This is a genomic window from Acidipropionibacterium jensenii DSM 20535 (assembly GCF_000425285.1).
Classification (GTDB): domain Bacteria; phylum Actinomycetota; class Actinomycetes; order Propionibacteriales; family Propionibacteriaceae; genus Acidipropionibacterium; species Acidipropionibacterium jensenii.
On the sequence record NZ_AUDD01000003.1, the window covers coordinates 118107 to 138041 of the forward strand.

The window sequence follows — 19935 nt, forward strand, 5'->3', positions numbered from 1 at the left end:
GCCCCGGACCGCTCGCAGGAGCACTCGTCACAGCGCGTTCAGATGCACCCCGGGGGCTCAGCCCCCGGGGTGCTGCGCGTCCCACTGCTGTCGGTAGCGTTCGGCGATCCAGCCGCAGGCGATGAGCTGGGCCATGTGGAAGATCATCAGCGGCAGCACGATGAGTCCGACCGGCTGGCCGGTGAACAGCACGGTGGCCATCGGCAGGCCGGTGGCCAGCGACTTCTTGGTCCCGCAGAACTGGATCGCCACCCGGTCGGCCCGGGGGAAGTGCAGCCATCCGCTCAGCGCCCAGGTGAGCCACAGCATCACCGCCAGCAGGACCAGGCAGATGAGGACCGTCAAGGCCAGCTGCGGGCCGCTGGTGATCGACCAGATGTGCTCGCGCATCCCCGAGGAGAAGGCGGAGTAGACCACCACGAGGATGACGCCGTTGTCGACGAACTTGAGGGGCTTGCGGTGCTCGGTGACGAAGCGGGCGGTCAGCGGGCGTGAGAGCTGCCCGAGGACGAAGGGCAGCAGGATCTGCAGGGCGACGTCGAGAATCGACGAGGCGGAGATGGTGACCCCGGAGTGCGAGGAGACCAGCAGGAATGCCAGCACCGGGGTGATGAAGGTCCCCAGCAGGTTGGAGGTGGTCGCCGAGACGATGGCCCCGGGGACGTTGCCGTGGGCGATCGAGGTGAAGTTGATCGAGGACTGGACCGTCGAGGGGACCAGACACACCCACAGCAGCCCCAGGTAGAGCAGCGGCGAGATGGCCCACGGCACCAGGAGCTGCAGGAGGATGCCGATCAGCGGGAAGACGATGAAGGTGCACCCCAGGATCGTCAGGTGCAGTCGCCAGTGGGTGAGCCCGGCCAGCGTCTCGCTGGGTTGCAGGCGGGCGCCGTAGAGCAGGAAGAGCCAGAAGACCAGCACGTTGACCAGTCCGTCGACCACCGGGACTCCCGCCCCGCGGGCCGGCAGGACACTGGCGATGAGGGCGGAGGCGACGATGCCCACCAGGAACCAGTTGATCTGATGGTGCCGGCCGGGAGTCTGGGTCACCCGCACACCCTATTCTCGCGGGCCCGGTTCCCGACCGGCCCTCCGGGAGGTCCGTCTCCCCAGACCAGGGCGCAGAGGGCTCTAGGCTGTCGGGGTGGCTCGATTCGTGACGATTGACGACTCCCAGGACCCCCGGCTCGCCGACTACGTGAGTCTGCGCGACGTCAACCTCCGCCGGAGTCTGGAGGCCGCCGAGGGACTGTTCATCGCCGAGGGGGCCAAGATCATCCGGCGTGGCGCCGAGGCGGGCTACCGTCCGCGCTCCTACCTGCTGGCGCCGCGGTGGATCGACGGGCTGCGGGATCTTCTGGACGCCGTCGACGTGCCGGTCTACGTCGTGACCGAGGAACTGGCCGAGAAGGTCACCGGGTTCCACGTCCACCGGGGTGCGCTGGCGTCGATGGAGCGGGTGACCCGCTGGTCGGAGGCCGATCTGATGTCGGCCGACCGTCTGGTGGTCTGCGAGGACATCGTCGACCACACCAATGTGGGGGCGATCATCCGGTGCGCCGCCGGACTGGGCTGGGACGGCGTCCTGCTGGCCCCCAGGGCCGCCGATCCGCTGTACCGCAGGGCCATCAAGACGTCGATGGGGACGGTCTTCGCGCTTCCCTGGGCCCGCCTGTCGGACTGGCGTCAGGGCCTGGGCCACCTCAAGGAGCACGGTTTCACGATCGCCGCGATGGCGCTCAGCGATGACTCGGTGAGTCTCGACGAGTTCGCCGCACAGCTGCGCTCCCGGCCCCGCAAGGTGGCCCTGCTGATGGGGACCGAGGGGGCCGGGCTGTCCTCCCACTGGGTGAACCAGGCCGATGTCGTGGTGCGCATCCCGATGCACCACGGCGTCGACTCCCTCAATGTGGCGGCGGCCGCCGCGGTGGCCTGCTACGCACTCGGCCCCGTGCACTAGCAGCAGACGTCCTCCCGGAGGGATCCGGCCCGAGAGGACCGGGGCCTCAGCCCTTGGGGTGGACCGGCCAGTCCTCGGGGAAGAGGTGGTCGAGGTTCTCGTGCTGCTCGTCGAGCTTGCGCCGGGAGCGCTTGGAGAGCCGGTCGCCGAAGACGATCCCGTTGCAGTGGTCGGTCTCGTGCTGGAGACACCGGGCGAAGTAGCCGGCTCCGGTGACCGACAGCGGGGTGCCCCAGGGGTCCTGACCGGTGCAGGTCGCCAGATCGGGGCGGGCCAGCGGCTGGAACCCGCCCGGCCAGGACAGGCAGCCCTCGTCGACCGAGACGAGATTGCGGTCACGGCCGGTGGGCAGGGTGACCTGCGGGTTGCAGATCGCGCCCTTGTGGACCACCCCGTCGTCGTCGGGGCAGTTGTAGATGAACAGGGACAGACTCAGCCCGACCTGGGTGGCGGCCAGGCCGACGCCGTCGGCGGCCGCGTTGGTGACGAACATGTCGCGGATCAGCTCGTGGAGGTCATCGTCGAAGTCGGTGACCGGCTGGGTGCTGGCGTGCAGCACCGGTTCGCTCCACCGGGTCACCCGTCGCAGTGTCCCGCCGGTGAACAGTTCTGCCCACCTGGGATCGTCGGTCGGGGTGTGCTCGCGCATGAAAACTCCTCAGGCTGTTCCGATTCGCCCGCCCGATTCTGCCACCAGTGCCCCTCTCCACACATTTTCTAGACAGTGACGCCGACCAGGACGTGGGTGGCCTCGGGAAGATCGAGGGACAGCCGCTGCCGCCAGCCCTGGGGCCCTCGGGTGAAGCAGGAGACCGTTCCGGCGTCCTGCTGGGCCACCCAGACGCGGTCACCGTCGAGGGTGAGATCGCGCGGTGCGATGCCGCCGCAGTCGAACTCCTCGGCCACCCCCAGCTGCCCCGACCAGGTCGTGAGGGACCGCGCCCCGGTGATCACCGAGACGGTGCCGACCAGCCGGTTGGCGACCAGCAGGGTGCCGTCGGAGCGGGCCACCAGGCCCGACGGCTGGGAACGGCCGCGCAGGGAGGCCGCCACGGGTTCGTGGGGATGCCAGTCCTTGGCCCAGACGTCGTCCCCGGCGCGGCGGGTCCAGGTGAGCAGGCTGCCCGACAGCTCCCCGCAGACCGTGAGGACCTGGAGGCGCCCCGCGGTGGTGAGGACCAGGTGACGCGGTCCGAATCCGGCCGGAGTCTCGATGCTGCCGATCTGCTCCAGCCCGGCGGGACCGTACTTGAGGATCCGGATCTGGTCGGTGCCGAGATCGGTGACGGCCAGGTGCCCACGGTCCAACCAGGTCACCTGGTGGGCGTGCGGAGCCTCCTGGCGGGAGGCGACCGGCCCATGACCGGTGAACTGCAGGCGCGCCACCTGCCGGGGACCGGACCGCCAGGAGTCGAGCTCGATGACACTGACCTCCCCGGAGCCGTAGTGGGCCACCGCCAGGAGACGTCCGGTCGGGTCGGCCGCGGCGTGGCATGGGAGCCCTCCGCCCAGATCCAGCTCGGCGGCGACCGACAGGTCGCCCGACCGCACCAGCCACAGCCGGGAGTCGCGCTCCCCGATCACCGCCAGCATGCTGCCCAGCGGCACGATCCAGGAGGCGTCGCCGAGGGCCACCTGGCCGGTGGCGGTGGCAGTGAGCTCGGCACGGGGATCTGGCAGGCCGTGGTCGTCGCACGGGGCCTCGACCTCCCAGCTGGAGAGTCCGCCGGGCCCGGCCGCAGTGCTGTAGCCGCTGGCCAGGACGGGGGTGCGCAGCATGGTCATGGCCGAAGACTACGACCTCCAGCGTGTCCACCGGCGGGCCGCTCGAGCCGCGGGCCACAGTGGAGGCGATGACACTCCCCGCCGCGCTGACCGTCCCGCTGGAGGACTTCTGCGTCCACCTCAGAGCGGATCTGCGCCGCTCCCCGCGCACCGTCACCGCCTACCGCACCGACCTGGAGTCTCTGTTCGACCACGCCGCCGACAACGGCGTGACCCGGCTGGCGGAGATCGACGTCTCGGCCCTGCGGTCCTGGCTGGCCGACGGTCGCGGTGCCGCAGAGGCACCGGCGACCCTTCAGCGGCACTGGGCCAGTGCCAGAGTGTTCTTCCGCTGGGCCTGCGCCGAGGGGCTGATCGGTGTCGATCCGGCCGCCCGGCTCAAGGCGGCCAAGGTTCCCCGCCGGCTGCCTCGCACCCTGGGCGTCGACCAGGCGCGACGCCTCCTCGACGACGCGGTGGCATCGGCGAGCACCGACGACTCACCGCAGGGGGCCAGGGATGCGGCGATTCTCGAGGTGCTCTACGGGTCCGGCATCCGGGTGGGGGAGTTGTGCGGACTGGACCTGAGCTCCCTGGACCGGGCACGCGACACCCTCCGGGTGCTCGGCAAGGGGTCGAAGGAGCGCACCGTCCCGCTCGGCGATCCCGGCTGGCGGGCGATCGACGGCTGGCTGTCCAGGCGGTCCGAGTGGCAGACGGCGTCCTCCGGCCAGGCCCTCTTCCTGGGCGCCCGCGGAGCCAGGATCGATCCCCGGGTGGTGCGCCGGATGGTGCACCAGCATCTGCGGTCCGAACCCGGTTTCCCCGATCTGGGCCCTCACGGGCTGCGTCACGCGATGGCGACCCACCTGCTGGAGGGGGGAGCGGACCTGCGCACCGTCCAGGAGATCCTCGGCCACGAGTCCCTGGCGACCACGCAGATCTACACCCACGTCTCGACCGAGCGGCTCAGACGCGCCTTCAACCAGGCCCATCCGAGGGCTTGAGCGGGTCGCTCAACGCGACAGGTGCGGCAGCGGGTCGACCGGGGTACCGTTGCGCTCCATCCCCAGGTGGAGGTGGCAGCCGGTCGAGAAGCCGGTGCTGCCCACCCGGCCGATGGGCTGGCCGCGCAGCACCACCGCTCCGGCCGCGGTGCCCGGACCCGACAGATGGTTGTAGGTGGTCGCCAGACGCGATCCCGACACCGTCCCGTGGTCGACGACCACCCGGTACCCCCAGGCCGGGTGGTACCCGGAGTAGGACACCCGTCCGGTGGCCGCGGCACGGATCGGGGTGCCGCAGGGGGAGGCGAGATCCACCCCGTCGTGGAGCTTCCACACTCCCCGGACGGGGTGGTGACGCATCCCGAAGACCGAGGAGACCGGGCCCGGGACGGGCCTGAGGAAGGAGCCTGGCTGACCGGCTCCGGTGGCCAGCGGCATGCCGATCCCCTGATCGGGGACCGACCGGGGCGGCGGGGGAGGCCGACGGGGCCGGTGACCCTCGGGGTACAGGCGCACCGTCGCGCCGGGATCACCGGAACCCAGCAGAGACATCGGATCCTGGTAGCTCCTGCCGTTGATCAGCCCCCAGTGCAGGCACGGCCGGGAGCAGTGCCTGAACTCGGCCAGGGTCCCGATGATCTGGCCGACCACGACCGGTTGGCCGACCCGCACCGAGGGGCTGACCGGCAGGTGGCTGATGCGGCGGCCGTCTGCCATCTGCACCACCACGACCGGGCGGCCCGCCACCATGCCGGCCACCGTCACCACCCCCGCTCGCACCGCTGTCACCGGGGCGCCGACCGGTGCGGCGATATCAACCCCTCGGTGGCCGGGCAGCCAGTCCCGGGCCGGAGGATCAAAGCCGTGCAGCACCTCGCCGTCGACCGGTGGTGAGTCGGCTGGAGGAGCTCCGGGACGCGGTGCGGCACCCGCCGAGGAGACGGGCGACATCGCGACATCGGCCAGCGCCCGGGCCGCGGTGGTCGAGGTGAGCAGCATGGTCAGTGGGACCGCCAGCAGCGCCGAACCGAGGGTGAGCGCCGTGCGTCGAGCCGAGGTGGTGAAGGGGTGTCTCATACTGAACGTCTCGTGGCGCGGGCCCGGATCTGCCGCACCGGGCAGAATCTGTGGACAACTCGTCGCTGCGAGTCGCCGGGACTCCGGCTCTGGGGACAACTCGCGGAACCACCACCCCCAGACCCGTCGGGCCCCGGATCGAAGTGGCGCCCACCGTGCCCGCGGCATACACTTGGCCCGCAGTCCGGGCTGTCCCGGACTGACTTCGCATGCGTTCGACTCCCCTGTGGGAGGCCGGAACAACGGTCCCGTCCCGACGGGCAGCTCCCGGCGACGCATCAGGCGGTGGCGCACCACGTCACCGAACAACCGCCGGCGCGCTGTGGCGCGCCCTGATGAAAGGACGAGCCCCATGGCCGTCGTCACCACCCGCCAGCTTCTCGAGAGCGGCGTCCACTTCGGACACCAGACTCGTCGTTGGAACCCGAAGATGAAGCGCTTCATCTTCACCGAGCGCAACGGCATCTACATCATCGACCTCCACCAGTCGCTGAGCTACATCGACAAGGCCTACGCCTTCATCAAGAAGACCGTCGCCAATGGTGGCCAGGTTCTTTTCGTGGGCACCAAGAAGCAGGCCCAGGAGGCCATCGCCGAGCAGGCCGCCCGCGTCGACATGCCCTTCGTCAACCAGCGCTGGCTCGGTGGCATGCTCACCAACTTCCAGACCATCTCCAAGCGGATCGCCCGGCTCAAGGAGCTCGAGGCGATGGATCTGGAGACCGTGGCCGGCTCCGGACGCACGAAGAAGGAGCTGCTGATGCTCTCTCGTGAGAAGGACAAGCTGGCCAAGGACCTGGGCGGCATCCGCGACATGCCCAAGACCCCGCAGGCCGTCTGGATCGTCGACACCAAGAAGGAGCACCTGGCCGTCGATGAGGCGCGCAAGCTGCACATCCCGGTGGTCGCCATCCTCGACACCAACTGCGACCCCGACGAGGTCGACTACGCCATTCCGGGCAACGACGACGCCATTCGCTCCGTCTCCCTGCTCACCCGGATCATCGCCGACGCCGTCGCCGAGGGCCTGGTGCAGCGCTCCAAGGGCAACGAGTCCGCCGAGAAGGGTTCCGAGGCCGAGCCGATGCCCGACTGGGAGCGCGAGCTCCTCGAGGGTTCCGACAAGCCGGCTGACAAGGGCGCCGAGAAGCCTGCCGAGCAGGCCAAGGTCGAGGACGCCGAGACCGCCGAGAAGAGCGACGCCCAGGCCGAGCAGCTCACCGCCGAGGTCGAGGCTGCTGCTGCCGCCAAGCCGGCCGCTCCGGCCAAGCCCGCCGCCCCGGTTGCCGAGGCCCCCGCGGAGAACAACTGAGCCGTCAACCCACACCACGACAGGAATCAATCACAGATGGCAATCAAAGCTGCTGATGTCAAGAAGCTCCGCGACGCCACCGGCGCCGGAATGATGGACGCGAAGAAGGCGCTGACCGAGGCCGAGGGAGACTTCGACAAGGCCGTCGACCTGCTGCGCGTCGCCGGAGCTGCCAAGGCCGCCAAGCGCTCCGACCGTGAGGCCAGCAACGGCCTGGTCGCCGCGGCCGGGCACGCCCTGGTCCACATCGGCTCCGAGACCGACTTCGTGGCCAAGAACGCCGAGTTCATGGCCACCGCCGACCAGATCGCCCAGGCCGTCGAGGACGCCAAGGCCGACGGGAAGGACGCCGCCGGTGCGGCCGCCCTGCCCGACGGGACCACGGTCGCCCAGACCCTGGGGGCGCTGGCCGCCAAGATCGGCGAGAAGATCGAGCTGGCCGACGCCGCGTACTTCGACGGCACCGTCGAGGTCTACCTGCACCGTCGCTCCCAGGACCTGCCCCCGCAGGTCGGCGTGATGGTCGAGTACAAGGGTGACGACGCCGCCGCGATCCACGGCATCTGCCTCCAGATCGCCGCGATGAGCCCCCGCTGGCTGTCGCGCGAGCAGGTTCCCGCCGAGATCGTCGACCACGAGCGCACCGTCGCCCGCGAGATCGCCGTCGAGGAGGGCAAGCCCGAGAAGATCCTCGACCGGATCATCGATGGTCGCCTGAACGGCTTCTTCAAGGAGAACTGCCTGCTCGAGCAGGCTGCCGTCTCCGACGACAAGAAGACCGTGGAGAAGATCCTCAAGGAGGCCGGAGTCACGGTCACCCGGTTCGTGCGGTTCTCCGCCGGGGACTGACCTCCCCGCAGACGGTCCGGACCCCCGGGCCGCCCGAACCCGGCACCCGGCAGGGGCCCCGCCATCAGGCGGGGCCCCTGCCGCATCCGGGTCCGGGAGCGCCGAACCCGGCAGAGTCGGTAAGCTGAGGCGACGCAACAGCCCCGATCCAGGAGAGACGATGCCCACTCCGTACCACCGTGTTCTGCTCAAGCTCTCCGGAGAGGTCTTCGGAGGAGGCGGGATCGGCGTCGATCCCGACGTCGTGGCAGCCAAGGCCCGCGAGATCGCCGATGTCGTCAACGCCGGGGTCCAGGTGGCGATCGTGGTCGGGGGAGGAAACTTCTTCCGCGGCGCCGAGCTCCAGCAGCGCGGAATGGACCGCGACCGCGCGGACTACATGGGCATGCTCGGAACCGTGATGAACTGCCTGGCCCTCCAGGACTTCTGCGAGAAGGAGGGGGTGGCCACCCGGGTCCAGACCGCCATCGCGATGGGCCAGGTCGCCGAGCCCTACATCCCGCGCAAGGCCGAGCGCCATCTCGAGAAGGGACGGGTGGTGATCTTCGGTGCCGGGTCGGGGATGCCCTACTTCTCCACCGACACGGTTGCCGCCCAGCGCGCCCTGGAGATCGGCGCCGACGCCCTCCTGATGGGCAAGCAGGGCACCGACGGGGTCTACGACTGCGACCCGCAGACCCACCCGGAGGCCAAGAAGTTCGACGAGTTGACCTACGATGAGTTCCTGGCCCGCGATCTCAAGGTGGCCGATGCCACCGCGGTGGCGATGGCCCGCGACAACGATCTCACGATGATCTTCTTCAACCTCGAGAAGCGCGGAAATATCGCCAAGGTCATTGCCGGGGAGCCGATTGGCACCACCGTTCACCGTTGAGCCACCCGACCGCACCTCTACCAGACATCAAGCACGAAGGATCAGCAGTGAGTTCAGACATCATCAAGGACGCCGGCGCCAAGATGGCCACCGCCGTCGACCACGCACGTGAGGAGTTCGCGGCGATCCGCACCGGTCGTGCGAACCCTGCGATGTTCAACCACATCATGGTGGACTACTACGGCGCCATGACCCCCCTCCAGCAGCTGGCCACCTTCCAGGTTCCCGAGGCCCGCACCGTGCTCATCGCCCCCTATGACAAGAGCTCGGTGAACGAGGTCGAGAAGGCCGTGCGCGACTCTGACCTGGGCGTCAACCCGTCCAGCGACGGCAACATCGTGCGCTGCGTGCTGCCGGCCCTCACCGAGGACCGCCGCAAGGAGTACATCAAGCTGGCCAAGGCGAAGGCCGAGGAGGGACGCATCGCGGTGCGCAGCATCCGACGCTCCTCCAACGACGTGCTGAAGAAGCAGGAGAAGGACAAGGAGATCACCGAGGACCAGCTGACCCGTTCCGAGAAGGAGCTGGACCAGGTGACCAAGAAGCACGTCGACCAGATCGACGCCCTGCTCAAGGCCAAGGAGTCCGAGCTGCTCGAGGTCTGAGCACTCCTCCCCACCGACCGTGACCACACCACCGACACCCCAGTCCGCTCCCGCCCACGAGCGGACTCCCAGGGCCGGGCGAGATCTGCCCGCTGCGATCGTGACCGGGGTCGTCCTGGTCGTCATCGTGGTCGGCACCGTGCTGTGGTGGCACTGGGGATTCGTCATCTTCGTGGCCCTGGCGCTGAGCATCGGGGCGGTGGAACTGCACCGGGCGATGGGCCGGCTCGGGATGCACTCGGCGGTGGTCCCGATCGTGGTGGGCACGGTCCTGATGCTGCTCGGCGCCTTCGCGGCCGCCGCCTACGACCTGCCGATCGGCGCCAACACCCTGCTGGTCGCCGGTCTGGGACTCACCTCGGCGGTCTCCATGCTGTGGCGGCTGCCGGGCGGGCCGAAGGGGTTCGTGGCCGACGCCGCCGCCAGCCTGTTCACCATCGCCTACCTGCCGCTGATGGGATGCTTCATCCCGCTGATGATGGCCGACACCCTCGGGGACCGGCGGATCATCGCCTGGATGCTCTGCGTGATCGCCTCGGACACCGGCGGATACACCGTCGGCGTCCTCCTCGGCCGGCACCCGATGGCCCCCAGAATCAGCCCGAAGAAGAGCTGGGAGGGAATGGCCGGGTCGGTCGTGACCGCGATGCTGGTCGGTGCCGGCTGCGCGGTGTGGGGTCTGGGAGCGCCGGCCTGGGTCGGTGTGCTCCTGGGCGGAGTACTCTCGGTAGCCGCTACCTGCGGAGATCTTGTCGAGTCGATGATCAAGCGCGACGCCGGGTTGAAGGACATGTCCCACTTCCTTCCCGGCCACGGCGGTGTGATGGATCGGCTCGACTCCATGCTGCTGTCCGCCCCGTTCGCGTGGGCTGTGCTCTCCCTGTGCCTGTAGGGCCCGAGCGCCTGCAGGTGGACCGGGGAGGGCCACGGACGCAGAGCGCCGCTGACTGTCCATCGAGGAGTGTGTGATGTCCACCGAGCCGCGTCCAGCCGTGTCCCCATCGGGACTGGTGCTGCCGATCACCCCGCTGGCGGAACCCGGCACGGAGATGCCGGTGGTGCTGCGCAGCCCGAGTCGCACAAAGCCGCCCCGCCACTGGATCGACCTGTCTGTCGACGACCGCGTCGAGGCGGTCAAGGAGATGGGTCTTCCGGGCTTCCGCGCCCGCCAGATCTCCGACCATGTCTTCGTCCGACACGAACTGGATCCCCAGCAGTGGACGGATCTGCCGAAGGCGGCCCGCACACCGATCGCCGAGACCTGGTTCCCCGAGCTCCTCACCGAGGTGTCCCGGCAGTCCTGCGACAACGGCACCACCGTCAAGACCCTGTGGCGACTGCACGGCGGGTCCCTGGTCGAGTCGGTGCTGATGCACTACCGGGCCACCCGGCACTCCTCGGCGCGCACCACCCTGTGCATCTCCTCCCAGGCCGGGTGCGGGATGGCCTGTCCGTTCTGCGCCACCGGCCAGGGCGGTATCCAGCGCAACATGTCGACCGCCGAGATCGTCGCCCAGGTGCTGGCCGCCGACCAGCTGCTCGCCTCGGGACAGGTGCCGGGGGCCGAGCGGGTCTCCAACATCGTCTTCATGGGGATGGGCGAGCCGATGGCCAACTATCGGTCCGTGATGGCAGCGGTGCGCACCTTCATCGCCCCGGCGCCCAACGGCATCGGCATGAGCGCCCGTGGCATCACGGTGTCAACGGTCGGTCTGGTGCCCAGGATCAAGGCCTTCACCGAGGAGGGCATCCCGGCCACCCTGGCGGTCTCCCTGCACGCCCCCGACGACGAGCTGCGCGACGAGCTCATCCCCGCCAACCGGCGGTGGAAGGTCGACGAGCTGCTGGACGCCGCCTGGGAGTACGCCCACCGCACCGGGCGGCGGGTCTCCATCGAGTACGCCCTGATGCGCGACATCAACGACCAGGCGGACCGGGCCGCCGCCCTGGCACGTCAGATCCGTCGTCGTGGCGACTGGACCTGGGCCCACGTGAACCTCATCCCGCTCAACCCCACCCCCGGCTCCCGGTGGACGGCGTCACGGCCCGAGGACCAGGACGCCTTCGTCACCACCCTGGAACGCTGGAAGATCCCGGTGACCGTCCGCGACACCCGCGGGTCGGAGATCGACGGGGCGTGCGGACAGCTGGCGGCCAGGGGCCGCGCCGAGGGGATGGGCGCCTGAGGGGCCCGTCCTCGGTACGGGTGCTCGATCGGACACCCGGTCCCGGTCTCGGGCCGGGGGACCGGCGTCCGGTCTCGTGGCCGGGGCGACCGGCGTGGCGATCGGTCAGGGAACGATCGACATGAAGAGGAAGGCTGCCAGCACGACCAGGTGCAGGGCACCGTGGAGGCGGGTGACCCGCTGGCCGGAGACCGTCAGCATGCCCACCGCCATCGTGGTGATGAGCAGCACGATCTGAAGGTTCCCCAGGCCCAGCTCGAGCTGCACGTCCAGCAGCGGGCTGAGAGCCGCCAGGGTGGGCACGGTGAGTCCGATGCTGGCGATCGCCGAGCCGAAGGCCAGGTTGATCCCCACCTGGAGGTGTCCGCGCTTGCCCGCGTTGTACGCGGCGATGGTCTCGGGGGCCAGCACCAGCAGGGCGATGATCACCCCGACGAAGGTCTGCGGCAGGTTGGCCGCGGCCACCCCGGCCTCGATGGCGGGGGACTCCACCTTGGCCAGCCCGACCACCGCGATGAGCGCGCACACCAGCAGCCCGACGCTCATCATGGCCACCTTGGTGGGCGGCGGATCGGCATGGGCCGAGGCCGTGATGATGTTGCCCTTGCGGTTGAGCGGCAGGAAGAAGTCGCGGTGCTGGACCGACTGGGTCATCACGAAGGTGACGTACACCACGATCGACGCGACCGCCTCGAAGGCGAGCTGGCTGCCGGTGAGGAACGCCCCGTTGGCGGAGGTGGTGAACCGGGGCACCACCAAGGTGAGCGCGGCCAGCACGACCACGGTCGCCAGTGCGGCGGCCGAACCCTCCTCGTTGATCCGTCCGCTCTCCCCCTTGCGCCTGCCGGTGCCGGCCAGGATGGACAGCCCGAGGATGCCGTTGCAGGTGATCATCACGGCCGAGAACACCGTGTCCCGGGCCAGACTCTGGGTCTCTGATCCGGAGGAGGAGGTCATCAGCATGATGATGAGGCCCACCTCGATCACCGTGACCGCGACGGCGAGGATGAGCGAGCCGAAGGGTTCACCCACCCGGGCTGCGACCACCTCGGCATGTTCGACGGCCGACAGCACCGATGCGGCGAGAATGATGGCCACCACCACCGAGATGACGACCGGGAGGTCCCGATGCCAGGTCAGTGCGAGGGTGACCAGACCCACGGCCGGCGCCCATGTCGTCCATCGGGGCAGAAGAGAACGTGCGGATTGAGGTGCAGTCTTCGACATTGGTCGTATTGTCCCGTGCCGGGCAAATCGCCGCAAACCACCACGGGGAACCCGCCATCGCACGACGGCCGGCTCCCGCGGCCCCGCGGAGGGCGGCCGGGGCCGGATGACTGAGCCGACGTGCCACACTGGGCCCCGTGACTGTCCTGTTGGAGATCCTGGGTGCGCTGCTGTTCTTCGCACTCATCATTGTGTCGGTCTGCCTGCACGAGGCCGGTCACTTCATCCCCGCCAAGATCTTCGGGATCAAGGTCACCGAGTTCTTCGCCGGCTTCGGGCCGAGGATCTGGTCGCGGCGTCGCGGCGAGACCGAGTACGGCCTCAAATGGATACCGGCGGGCGGCTACGTCAAACTCGTCGGGATGTTCCCCCCGCAGGTGACGCGGCGTCACCCCAACTGGCTCACCCGGCTGGCCGACGAGGCCCACGAGGCCGAGCGTGACGACTGGACCCCCGCCGACAACGGTCGACTGTTCTCCCAGAAGCCGATCTGGCAGCGGCTGATCGTGATGAGCGGTGGGATCCTCACCAACCTGCTGCTGGCCTTCCTCATCTTCTGGGCGGTCTTCGGGATCTACGGACGCACCGGTGAGACCACCACCGTCGCCACGGTCTCCGAGTGCATGATCCCCGCATCGCGCTCGGCAACGACCTGCCAGCCGGGCGACGCCGAGACCCCCGCCCATGCCATCGGGCTGCGCGCCGGGGACCGCATCGTCTCCTTCAACGGCACCGCGATCGGCTCCTGGTCCCAGCTCTCCGAGCTGATCCGGGCCAACCGGGACGGTGCCGCCACCGTGGTGGTGGAGCGCGCCGGGTCCACCGTGAGGCTGCCCGCCACCCACACCGTGCTCAACCAGGTAGTCAACCGGTTGGACCCGGGGAGCACCGTGGAGGCCGGCTTCCTGGGATTCGCGCCGGCCACCGAGATCATCCACTCCGGGCCCGCCGACACCGTCGCCCAGATGTGGACGATGTCCAAGCAGTCCCTCTACGCCCTGGTGCGCCTGCCGGTGCTCACCTGGAATGTCGGCGTCGACATGGTCACCGGGCAGGCCCGCAGCCTGTCGAGCCCGATGAGCATCGTCGGCGCCTCTCGGGTCGCCGGCGATGTGGCCGGCGACACGCGGCTGAGCACCGGCGACAAGCTGGCGATGGGCGGCAGTCTGCTCGGCTCGCTCAACCTGTTCCTGTTCTGGCTCAACGTCGTCCCGCTGCTGCCGATGGACGGCGGTCACATCGCCGGGGCTCTCTACGAGGCCTGCAAGCGGGGCATCTGGAGGTTGCGCGGCAAGGGAGATCCCGGACCCGTCGACACCGCGATGATGATCCCGGTGGCCTGGGCGATCGGGGCCGTCATGGTGGTGATGGGGGCGGTACTCATCATCGCCGACATCGTCTCCCCGGTGAAGATCCTCTGAGCCGCGGGCGGCCTTCGCCGGGCAGTGACACACTGGCTGGTGGATCTGGCTGACAGATACTGGTAGATGGATAGCGTCGACACAGGAGCAACACCGCGATGACCGTGAACCTGGGAATGCCCACTCCACCGGCCCCCACCCTCGCGCCCCGCCGCAGGACCCGGCAGATCCGGGTGGGAGATGTCCTGGTGGGCGGTGACGCCCCGATCTCCGTGCAGTCCATGACCACCACCAAGACCCATGACATCGGCGCCACTCTCCAGCAGATCGCCGCCCTCACCGCCGCCGGCTGCGACATCGTGCGGGTGGCCTGCCCGACCGACAAGGACGCCGAGTCGCTGCCCGTGATCGCCCGGCAGTCCCAGATCCCGGTGATCGCCGACATCCACTTCCAGCCGAAGTACGTCTTCGCGGCCATCGAGGCCGGCTGCGGGGCGGTGCGCGTCAACCCCGGAAACATCCGCAAGTTCGACGACCAGATCGCCGCCATCTGCGCCAGTGCCGCCGAGCACCAGGTGAGCCTGAGGATCGGCGTCAACGCCGGATCCCTGGACCCCCGGCTGCTGGCCAGGTACGGCGCCCCCACCGCCGAGGCGCTCGTCGAGTCGGCGCTGTGGGAGGCCAGCCTGTTCGAGCAGGTCGGCTTCCACGACTTCAAGATCTCGGTGAAGCACCACGACCCGGTCGTGATGATCAGGGCCTACGAGCAGCTCTCCGAGCAGTGCGACTACCCCCTCCACCTGGGAGTCACCGAGGCCGGACCGGCCTTCCAGGGCACCATCAAGTCGGCGGTGGCCTTCGGGCACCTGCTCTCCGAGGGGATCGGCGACACCATTCGCGTCTCGCTGTCGGCCGACCCGGTCGAGGAGGTCAAGGTCGGCATCAAGATCCTGGAGTCGCTCAACCTGCGGCCGCGAGGGCTGGAGATCGTCTCCTGTCCCTCCTGCGGACGCTGCCAGGTCGACGTCCTCACCTTGGCAAACGAGGTGACAGACGCCCTGGAGGGGATCACCGCCCCGCTCCGGGTGGCGGTGATGGGATGCGTGGTCAACGGACTGGGGGAGGGCCGGGAGGCCGACCTGGGAGTGGCCGCCGGCAACGGCAAGGGCAAGATCTTCATGCACGGCGAGGTGATCCGCACCGTTCCCGAGCACGAGATCGTGGCCACCCTGGTCGATGAGGCCAACCGAATGGCAGCAGAGATGAGTGACACCGGTGACCCTGTGGTCTCGGTCTCCTGAGGTGGCCACCCGGGTTCGCACCCTCGACGACGCCGACCTGGCCGACGTCATGGAGCTGTTGTCGACGGACCCGGTCGGCAATATCTTCCTGCTGTCGAGATTCGGACAGTTCGGTCTGGAGCGCCACCGGCTCGGCTGCTACGTCTTCGGCGCCTGGTCCGGTGAGCGGCTGGTCGGCGTGCTGCACGCCGGAGCCAATCTGGTGCCGGTGTGCACCGAGCCCGGGGTACTGGGGCGGCTGGCCGCCCATGTGGGTCCCTGGCGCCATGCCACCTCCATCATGGGACGCGCCGACCTGGTGATCGCCCTGCACACCGAACTGGCCCGCCGATGGGGTCGGCCGTGGGCCCAGGCCCGGGAGATCAGGGCGCACCAGCCGCTGATGGTGATGGGCCCTCACCCCGTGGTTGCGGCGGACCCGCGGGTGACGCTGGTGACCGGGCGCCACTTCAACTCCTACTTCGAGGCCGCGGTGGCGATGTACACCGAGGAGGTCGGCGTCACCCCGTTGGACTCCAGCAACGGCTACCGGCGTCACATGTCCGCTCTGGTGGATCTGCACAACTGCTTCGGGATCGTCGACGACGGGGTGGTGCGGTTCAAGTCCGACATCGGGGTGGCCTGGCGCGACGTCTGCCAGATCCAGGGAGTCTGGATGGATCCCGCCTGGCGTCACCACGGCTCCGCGGCCGCGGCGATGGCGGGGGTCGTGGAGCTGTGCCGGAGGCGCTATCCGACGGTCTCGCTGTACGTCAACGACTTCAACACCCCCGCGCTGAAGATGTACCGACGGGTGGGTTTCACGCAGGTCGGCGAGATGGCCACGGTCTTGTACTGAAACATCGTTGTAATGGGGTCGCGACGACCCGTAACACGGTGAGGGCAGCATGCCCGGCATGGAGTCGTTGCTGGACGGATATCCCATCTCGCCGTCGATCCACGACGAGTTGCTCGGAGCGGACGCGGTCCGACCTCCGTGCGAGAGGTTGGCGAGCGAGTTCGACCGGCTCGGGGTCGACGAGGTGCGCTCCCGGGCCGCCTATCTGGCCTCCCGATATGTCGACTCCGGCGTCACCTTCGACCTGGGCGGCACCGAGAAGCCCTTCCCCCTCGACATCATGCCGCGGATCATCACGGCCCCCGAGTGGAGCACCATCAGCACCGGCGTCGCCCAGCGGGTCTACGCCCTGGAACGCTTCCTCGGTGACATCTACGGCACCGGCAAGGTCTTCGACGACGGCGTGGTGCCGCGACGGCTCATCGTCACCTCTCCGAACTTCGCCCGCGAGGTGGCCGGCATCACCCCGGCCAACGGGGTCCGCATCCATGTCGCCGGCATCGACCTGATCCGTGACGGGGAGGGCACCATGAGGGTGCTCGAGGACAACGTCCGGATCCCCTCGGGGGTCTCCTACGTCCTCACCAACCGTGCCGCGATGGCCGGGGCGATGCCCGATGTGATGCGCCAGTACGACGTCGAGCCCGTCGACATCTACCCCTCCCGACTGCGCGCCGCCCTGGAGGCGGCCGCTCCGGCCGGGGTGAGCGAGCCCAATGTCGTCGTCCTCACCCCCGGGATGTACAACTCCGCCTACTACGAGCACTCCCTGCTGGCCCGCACGATGGGCGTCCCGCTGGTCGAGGGCCCCGACCTGGTCTGTCAGCAGGGCCGCGTCTACGTGCGCACCACCCAGGGCCTCAACCGGGTCGACGTCATCTACCGACGGGTCGACGACGAGTTCCTCGACCCCGTGCACTTCCGCGGCGACACGGTGCTGGGGGCCGCCGGCCTGGTCTCGGCGATGGCCAACGGGACGGTCACGATCGCCAACGGGATCGGCAACGGCGTCGCCGACGACAAGCTCATCTACACCTACCTGCCCGACCTCATCCGCTACTACTGCGGGGAGGAGCCGGTGCTGCCCAATGTGGACTCCTGGCGGCTGGAGGAGCCCGGCGCCCTGGAGGAGGTCCTGGACCGGCTCGACGAGCTGGTGGTCAAGCCCGTCGACGGGTCCGGCGGCAAGGGAATCATCATGGGCCCCGAGTGCACCCGCGAGGAGCTGGACGCCGCCCGGGTCAAACTGCGCTGCGACCCGCGCGGCTGGATCGCCCAGCCGCTCATCCAGCTGTCCACCGTACCGACCTTCGTCGGCGACCGGCTGCAGCCCCGGCGGGTCGACCTGCGCCCCTTCGCCATCAACGACGGGGATGCCATCTGGGTCCTTCCCGGGGGCCTGACCCGGGTCGCCCTGAGGGAGGGACAGTTCATCGTCAACTCCTCCCAGGGAGGCGGCTCCAAGGACACCTGGGTGCTCGCCGACCGCGGCGCCGCCGAGCACGACAGCGTGCCGGCGATCCAGCTCCAGACCGTCTCCCCCGAGGTGCCGATGTCTCCCCTGGTCGGCACCGAGCCGATGGAGAAGCCCGACCGGTCGGTCTGGGAGGCCCAGCAGGGCCAGCAGCAACAGACCCGCCAGGTCCGTGGCGGTCACGACGAGTCCGCAGATGAGGTGGTGAAGCCATGCTGAGTCGGATGGCGGAGTCGATGTTCTGGATCGGGCGCTACCTGGAGAGAGCCGAGGATGTCGCCCGGATCCTCCAGGTCCACCTCGAGATCACCGCCGAGGAGACCGGGCGCCAGCGCAGCACCGACTCCCGCGCCCTGCTGGCCAGCCTCGGCGCCGAGCAGTCCGAGCAGGCCGGCCCCTCGGAGGTGTGGCGGGTGCTCGGCCACGACCCGGACTCGACGATCTCGATCGTCTCGGCCCTCTCCAGCTGCCGGCAGGCCGCCCGGAGGGCCCGCGAGGTGCTCTCCCTGGGCACCTGGGAGGAGATCAACCGGGCCTGGCGGGCGGTCGCCCAGGGCCAGCTCCGGAGCACCTACCAGCAGCTGGCGCTGCGCACCGTCCTGGACCACTGCTACGCCATCTCGGGGATCATCTACTCGACGATGAGCCACGACGAGGGGTGGGAGTTTCACCATCTCGGCCGCTCCATCGAGAGGATCGATGTGACCGCCAGACTCATCTCGGTGGCCCCGGTCACCGAGACCGAGAGACAGATCGCGACCCTGCGGGCCTGCGGGGCCGACCACGCCTTCCTCATCAGTCGCGGTGGGGACCGCAGCCGGGGGGCGATCATCGACTTCCTGCTGCGCGATCGGTTGTGCCCCCGATCGGTGGTGCACTGCCTGGCAGAGGCCGACGCCTGCCTGGAGCGCCTGGACGTCGGGAGGCGGACCGGATTCCAGTCCGACGCCCAGCGACTGCTGGGCCGGGTCCGCGCCGAGATCGAGTACCGCTCCGACGAGGCCCTGCTGGTCGGACTTCCCGACCAGATGGCAGGGCTGAGCCGCACCTGCCACAGAGCCACCGATGCCCTGTCGGCCCACTACTTCCAGGGGGCCGACGCGTCCCAGTGGCACGAGGGATGAGCCATGACCTCCACACTGCGTATCCAGCACCGCACCGATGTCCACTACGACGGGCCGGTGATCCAGAGCTTCGACGAGGTCCGGATGACCCCGCTGTACTCCGACTCCCAGCTGATCAGGAGCACCTCGATCAGCATCCTGCCCCACCCCTGGCAGTTCTCCTACGTCGACTACTGGGGCACCCAGGTGACCTCCTTCGAGCTGCACGAGCCCCACGACCGCCTCACGGTCAATGCGGACACCACCCTGGACATCGTCAAGCTTCCACACGTCGACTCGGGGATGACCCTTCCCGAGGTCGTCGCCGGGCACGACCGCTGGTACGAGTACGTCGTCACCTCGGCGGTCACCGATCCCGGTGACGAGCTGCGGGAGCGCACCCGGGAGCTGCTCCATGACTCCATGACCGTCAACCAGCTGGGCCATGCCGTCTCCGAGATGATCCACGACGAGGTGCACTACGTGCCCGGCTCCACCCGGGTCGACACCACCGCCCAACAGGCCTGGGAGGCCCGCTCCGGGGTCTGTCAGGACATCGCCCACCTGGTGATCGGCTGCATGCGCAGCCTCGGCGTCCCGACCCGTTACGTCTCGGGGTACATGCTGCCGACCACCGACGCAGGTCTCGGGGAACCCGTCGACGGCCAGACCCACGCCTGGGTCCAGTGGTGGGACGGCGCCTGGACCGGATTCGACCCCACCAACATGATCGACTCCGGGGAGAGCCACGCCCGGGTCGGGATCGGACGCGAGTACGCCGACGTCGCCCCCTTCAAGGGAGTCTTCAGCGGACCGGGGGTCACCACCACCTATGAGGCCGCCGTCATCATCAGGAAGCTCGCCTGATCCCGCCCGGCCGTCGCACCAGCCTGCGCGGTGAACCCCCTCGGGCGGTTCTTCGGTAGGATCTGCCCGGATCGTGCCTGGTCACGCCGATGGGCGGCGGAGGGCTCAGCACGCACAGAAAGGTCACCAC

General features: G+C 69.3%; 19 protein-coding genes. 14 read left to right on the forward strand and 5 right to left on the reverse strand.

What is annotated here, in order from left to right; all coding sequences use genetic code 11:
- Window positions 1–57: 57 nt before the first annotated feature.
- Complete coding sequence (locus H590_RS0102660; protein ID WP_028702336.1) at window positions 58–1050, reverse strand: bile acid:sodium symporter family protein; 993 nt, start codon at window positions 1048–1050, stop codon at window positions 58–60.
- 94 nt (window positions 1051–1144) lie between these two features.
- On the opposite strand from H590_RS0102660, the gene H590_RS0102665 reads away from it, so the two are divergent.
- The gene (locus tag H590_RS0102665; protein WP_028702337.1) at window positions 1145–1960 is read left to right on the forward strand and encodes a TrmH family RNA methyltransferase; all 816 of its coding nucleotides are present in this window, start codon (window positions 1145–1147) and stop codon (window positions 1958–1960) included.
- 46 nt (window positions 1961–2006) lie between these two features.
- Here the strand turns inward: H590_RS0102665 and def are convergent, their stop codons facing one another.
- Together def and H590_RS0102675 are read right to left on the reverse strand one after the other, a co-directional pair.
- On the reverse strand, window positions 2007–2609 hold the full coding sequence (def, locus tag H590_RS0102670; RefSeq protein WP_028702338.1) for a peptide deformylase: 603 nt from the start codon (window positions 2607–2609) through the stop codon (window positions 2007–2009).
- Between the two features lie 68 nt (window positions 2610–2677).
- Window positions 2678–3745 carry a lactonase family protein gene (locus H590_RS0102675; protein ID WP_051238101.1) on the reverse strand — a complete coding sequence of 356 codons (1068 nt, stop codon included), beginning with the start codon at window positions 3743–3745 and terminating at the stop codon, window positions 2678–2680.
- A gap of 68 nt (window positions 3746–3813) precedes the next feature.
- Between H590_RS0102675 and H590_RS0102680 the strand changes: the two genes are divergently transcribed.
- Entirely contained in the window at window positions 3814–4731 is a 918-nt protein-coding gene (locus H590_RS0102680; protein WP_028702340.1) for a tyrosine recombinase XerC, read from the forward strand.
- 9 nt (window positions 4732–4740) lie between these two features.
- Here the strand turns inward: H590_RS0102680 and H590_RS17115 are convergent, their stop codons facing one another.
- Window positions 4741–5808, reverse strand: a complete 1068-nt coding sequence (locus H590_RS17115; RefSeq protein ID WP_051238102.1) for a M23 family metallopeptidase — start codon at window positions 5806–5808, stop codon at window positions 4741–4743.
- Window positions 5809–6160: 352 nt separating this feature from the next.
- On the opposite strand from H590_RS17115, the gene rpsB reads away from it, so the two are divergent.
- The 6 genes from rpsB to rlmN all read left to right on the forward strand — a co-directional run bounded on the left by rpsB (window position 6161) and on the right by rlmN (window position 11634).
- Window positions 6161–7120, forward strand: a complete 960-nt coding sequence (gene rpsB, locus H590_RS0102690) for a 30S ribosomal protein S2 (protein ID WP_028702341.1) — start codon at window positions 6161–6163, stop codon at window positions 7118–7120.
- Between the two features lie 36 nt (window positions 7121–7156).
- Window positions 7157–7969 (forward strand): translation elongation factor Ts, encoded by an 813-nt coding sequence (gene tsf, locus H590_RS0102695; RefSeq protein ID WP_028702342.1) that lies wholly within the window; start codon window positions 7157–7159, stop codon window positions 7967–7969.
- Window positions 7970–8129: 160 nt separating this feature from the next.
- Window positions 8130–8843, forward strand: coding sequence for a UMP kinase (gene pyrH, locus H590_RS0102700; RefSeq protein ID WP_028702343.1), 714 nt, complete (start codon window positions 8130–8132; stop codon window positions 8841–8843).
- Between the two features lie 83 nt (window positions 8844–8926).
- The gene (gene frr / locus H590_RS0102705) at window positions 8927–9448 is read left to right on the forward strand and encodes a ribosome recycling factor (protein ID WP_051238113.1); all 522 of its coding nucleotides are present in this window, start codon (window positions 8927–8929) and stop codon (window positions 9446–9448) included.
- 19 nt (window positions 9449–9467) lie between these two features.
- On the forward strand, window positions 9468–10340 hold the full coding sequence (locus H590_RS0102710; RefSeq protein ID WP_028702345.1) for a phosphatidate cytidylyltransferase: 873 nt from the start codon (window positions 9468–9470) through the stop codon (window positions 10338–10340).
- A 76-nt stretch (window positions 10341–10416) separates the two neighbouring features.
- Window positions 10417–11634 (forward strand): dual-specificity RNA methyltransferase RlmN, encoded by a 1218-nt coding sequence (rlmN, locus tag H590_RS0102715; RefSeq protein ID WP_028702346.1) that lies wholly within the window; start codon window positions 10417–10419, stop codon window positions 11632–11634.
- 105 nt (window positions 11635–11739) lie between these two features.
- Here the strand turns inward: rlmN and H590_RS0102720 are convergent, their stop codons facing one another.
- Window positions 11740–12795 (reverse strand): calcium:cation antiporter, encoded by a 1056-nt coding sequence (locus tag H590_RS0102720; RefSeq protein WP_232020931.1) that lies wholly within the window; start codon window positions 12793–12795, stop codon window positions 11740–11742.
- A 203-nt stretch (window positions 12796–12998) separates the two neighbouring features.
- Here H590_RS0102720 and H590_RS0102725 point away from each other — a divergent pair, with 203 nt between their 5' ends.
- The 6 genes from H590_RS0102725 (at window position 12999) to H590_RS0102750 (ending at window position 19805) form a co-directional block, all read left to right on the forward strand.
- Window positions 12999–14282 carry a M50 family metallopeptidase gene (locus tag H590_RS0102725; RefSeq protein WP_028702348.1) on the forward strand — a complete coding sequence of 428 codons (1284 nt, stop codon included), beginning with the start codon at window positions 12999–13001 and terminating at the stop codon, window positions 14280–14282.
- A 98-nt stretch (window positions 14283–14380) separates the two neighbouring features.
- Window positions 14381–15523, forward strand: coding sequence for a flavodoxin-dependent (E)-4-hydroxy-3-methylbut-2-enyl-diphosphate synthase (gene ispG / locus H590_RS0102730; RefSeq protein WP_028702349.1), 1143 nt, complete (start codon window positions 14381–14383; stop codon window positions 15521–15523).
- Window position 15524: 1 nt separating this feature from the next.
- Window positions 15525–16361: a GNAT family N-acetyltransferase gene (locus tag H590_RS0102735; RefSeq protein ID WP_028702350.1), complete on the forward strand. Its 837-nt coding sequence runs from the start codon at window positions 15525–15527 to the stop codon at window positions 16359–16361.
- Between the two features lie 58 nt (window positions 16362–16419).
- Window positions 16420–18054, forward strand: a complete 1635-nt coding sequence (locus H590_RS14540) for a circularly permuted type 2 ATP-grasp protein (protein ID WP_051238114.1) — start codon at window positions 16420–16422, stop codon at window positions 18052–18054.
- Complete coding sequence (locus H590_RS0102745; RefSeq protein ID WP_028702351.1) at window positions 18048–18959, forward strand: alpha-E domain-containing protein; 912 nt, start codon at window positions 18048–18050, stop codon at window positions 18957–18959. The genes H590_RS14540 and H590_RS0102745 overlap by 7 nt, the downstream gene beginning before the upstream one ends.
- A 3-nt stretch (window positions 18960–18962) precedes the next feature.
- Window positions 18963–19805: a transglutaminase family protein gene (locus tag H590_RS0102750; RefSeq protein WP_028702352.1), complete on the forward strand. Its 843-nt coding sequence runs from the start codon at window positions 18963–18965 to the stop codon at window positions 19803–19805.
- Window positions 19806–19935: the final 130 nt, after the last annotated feature.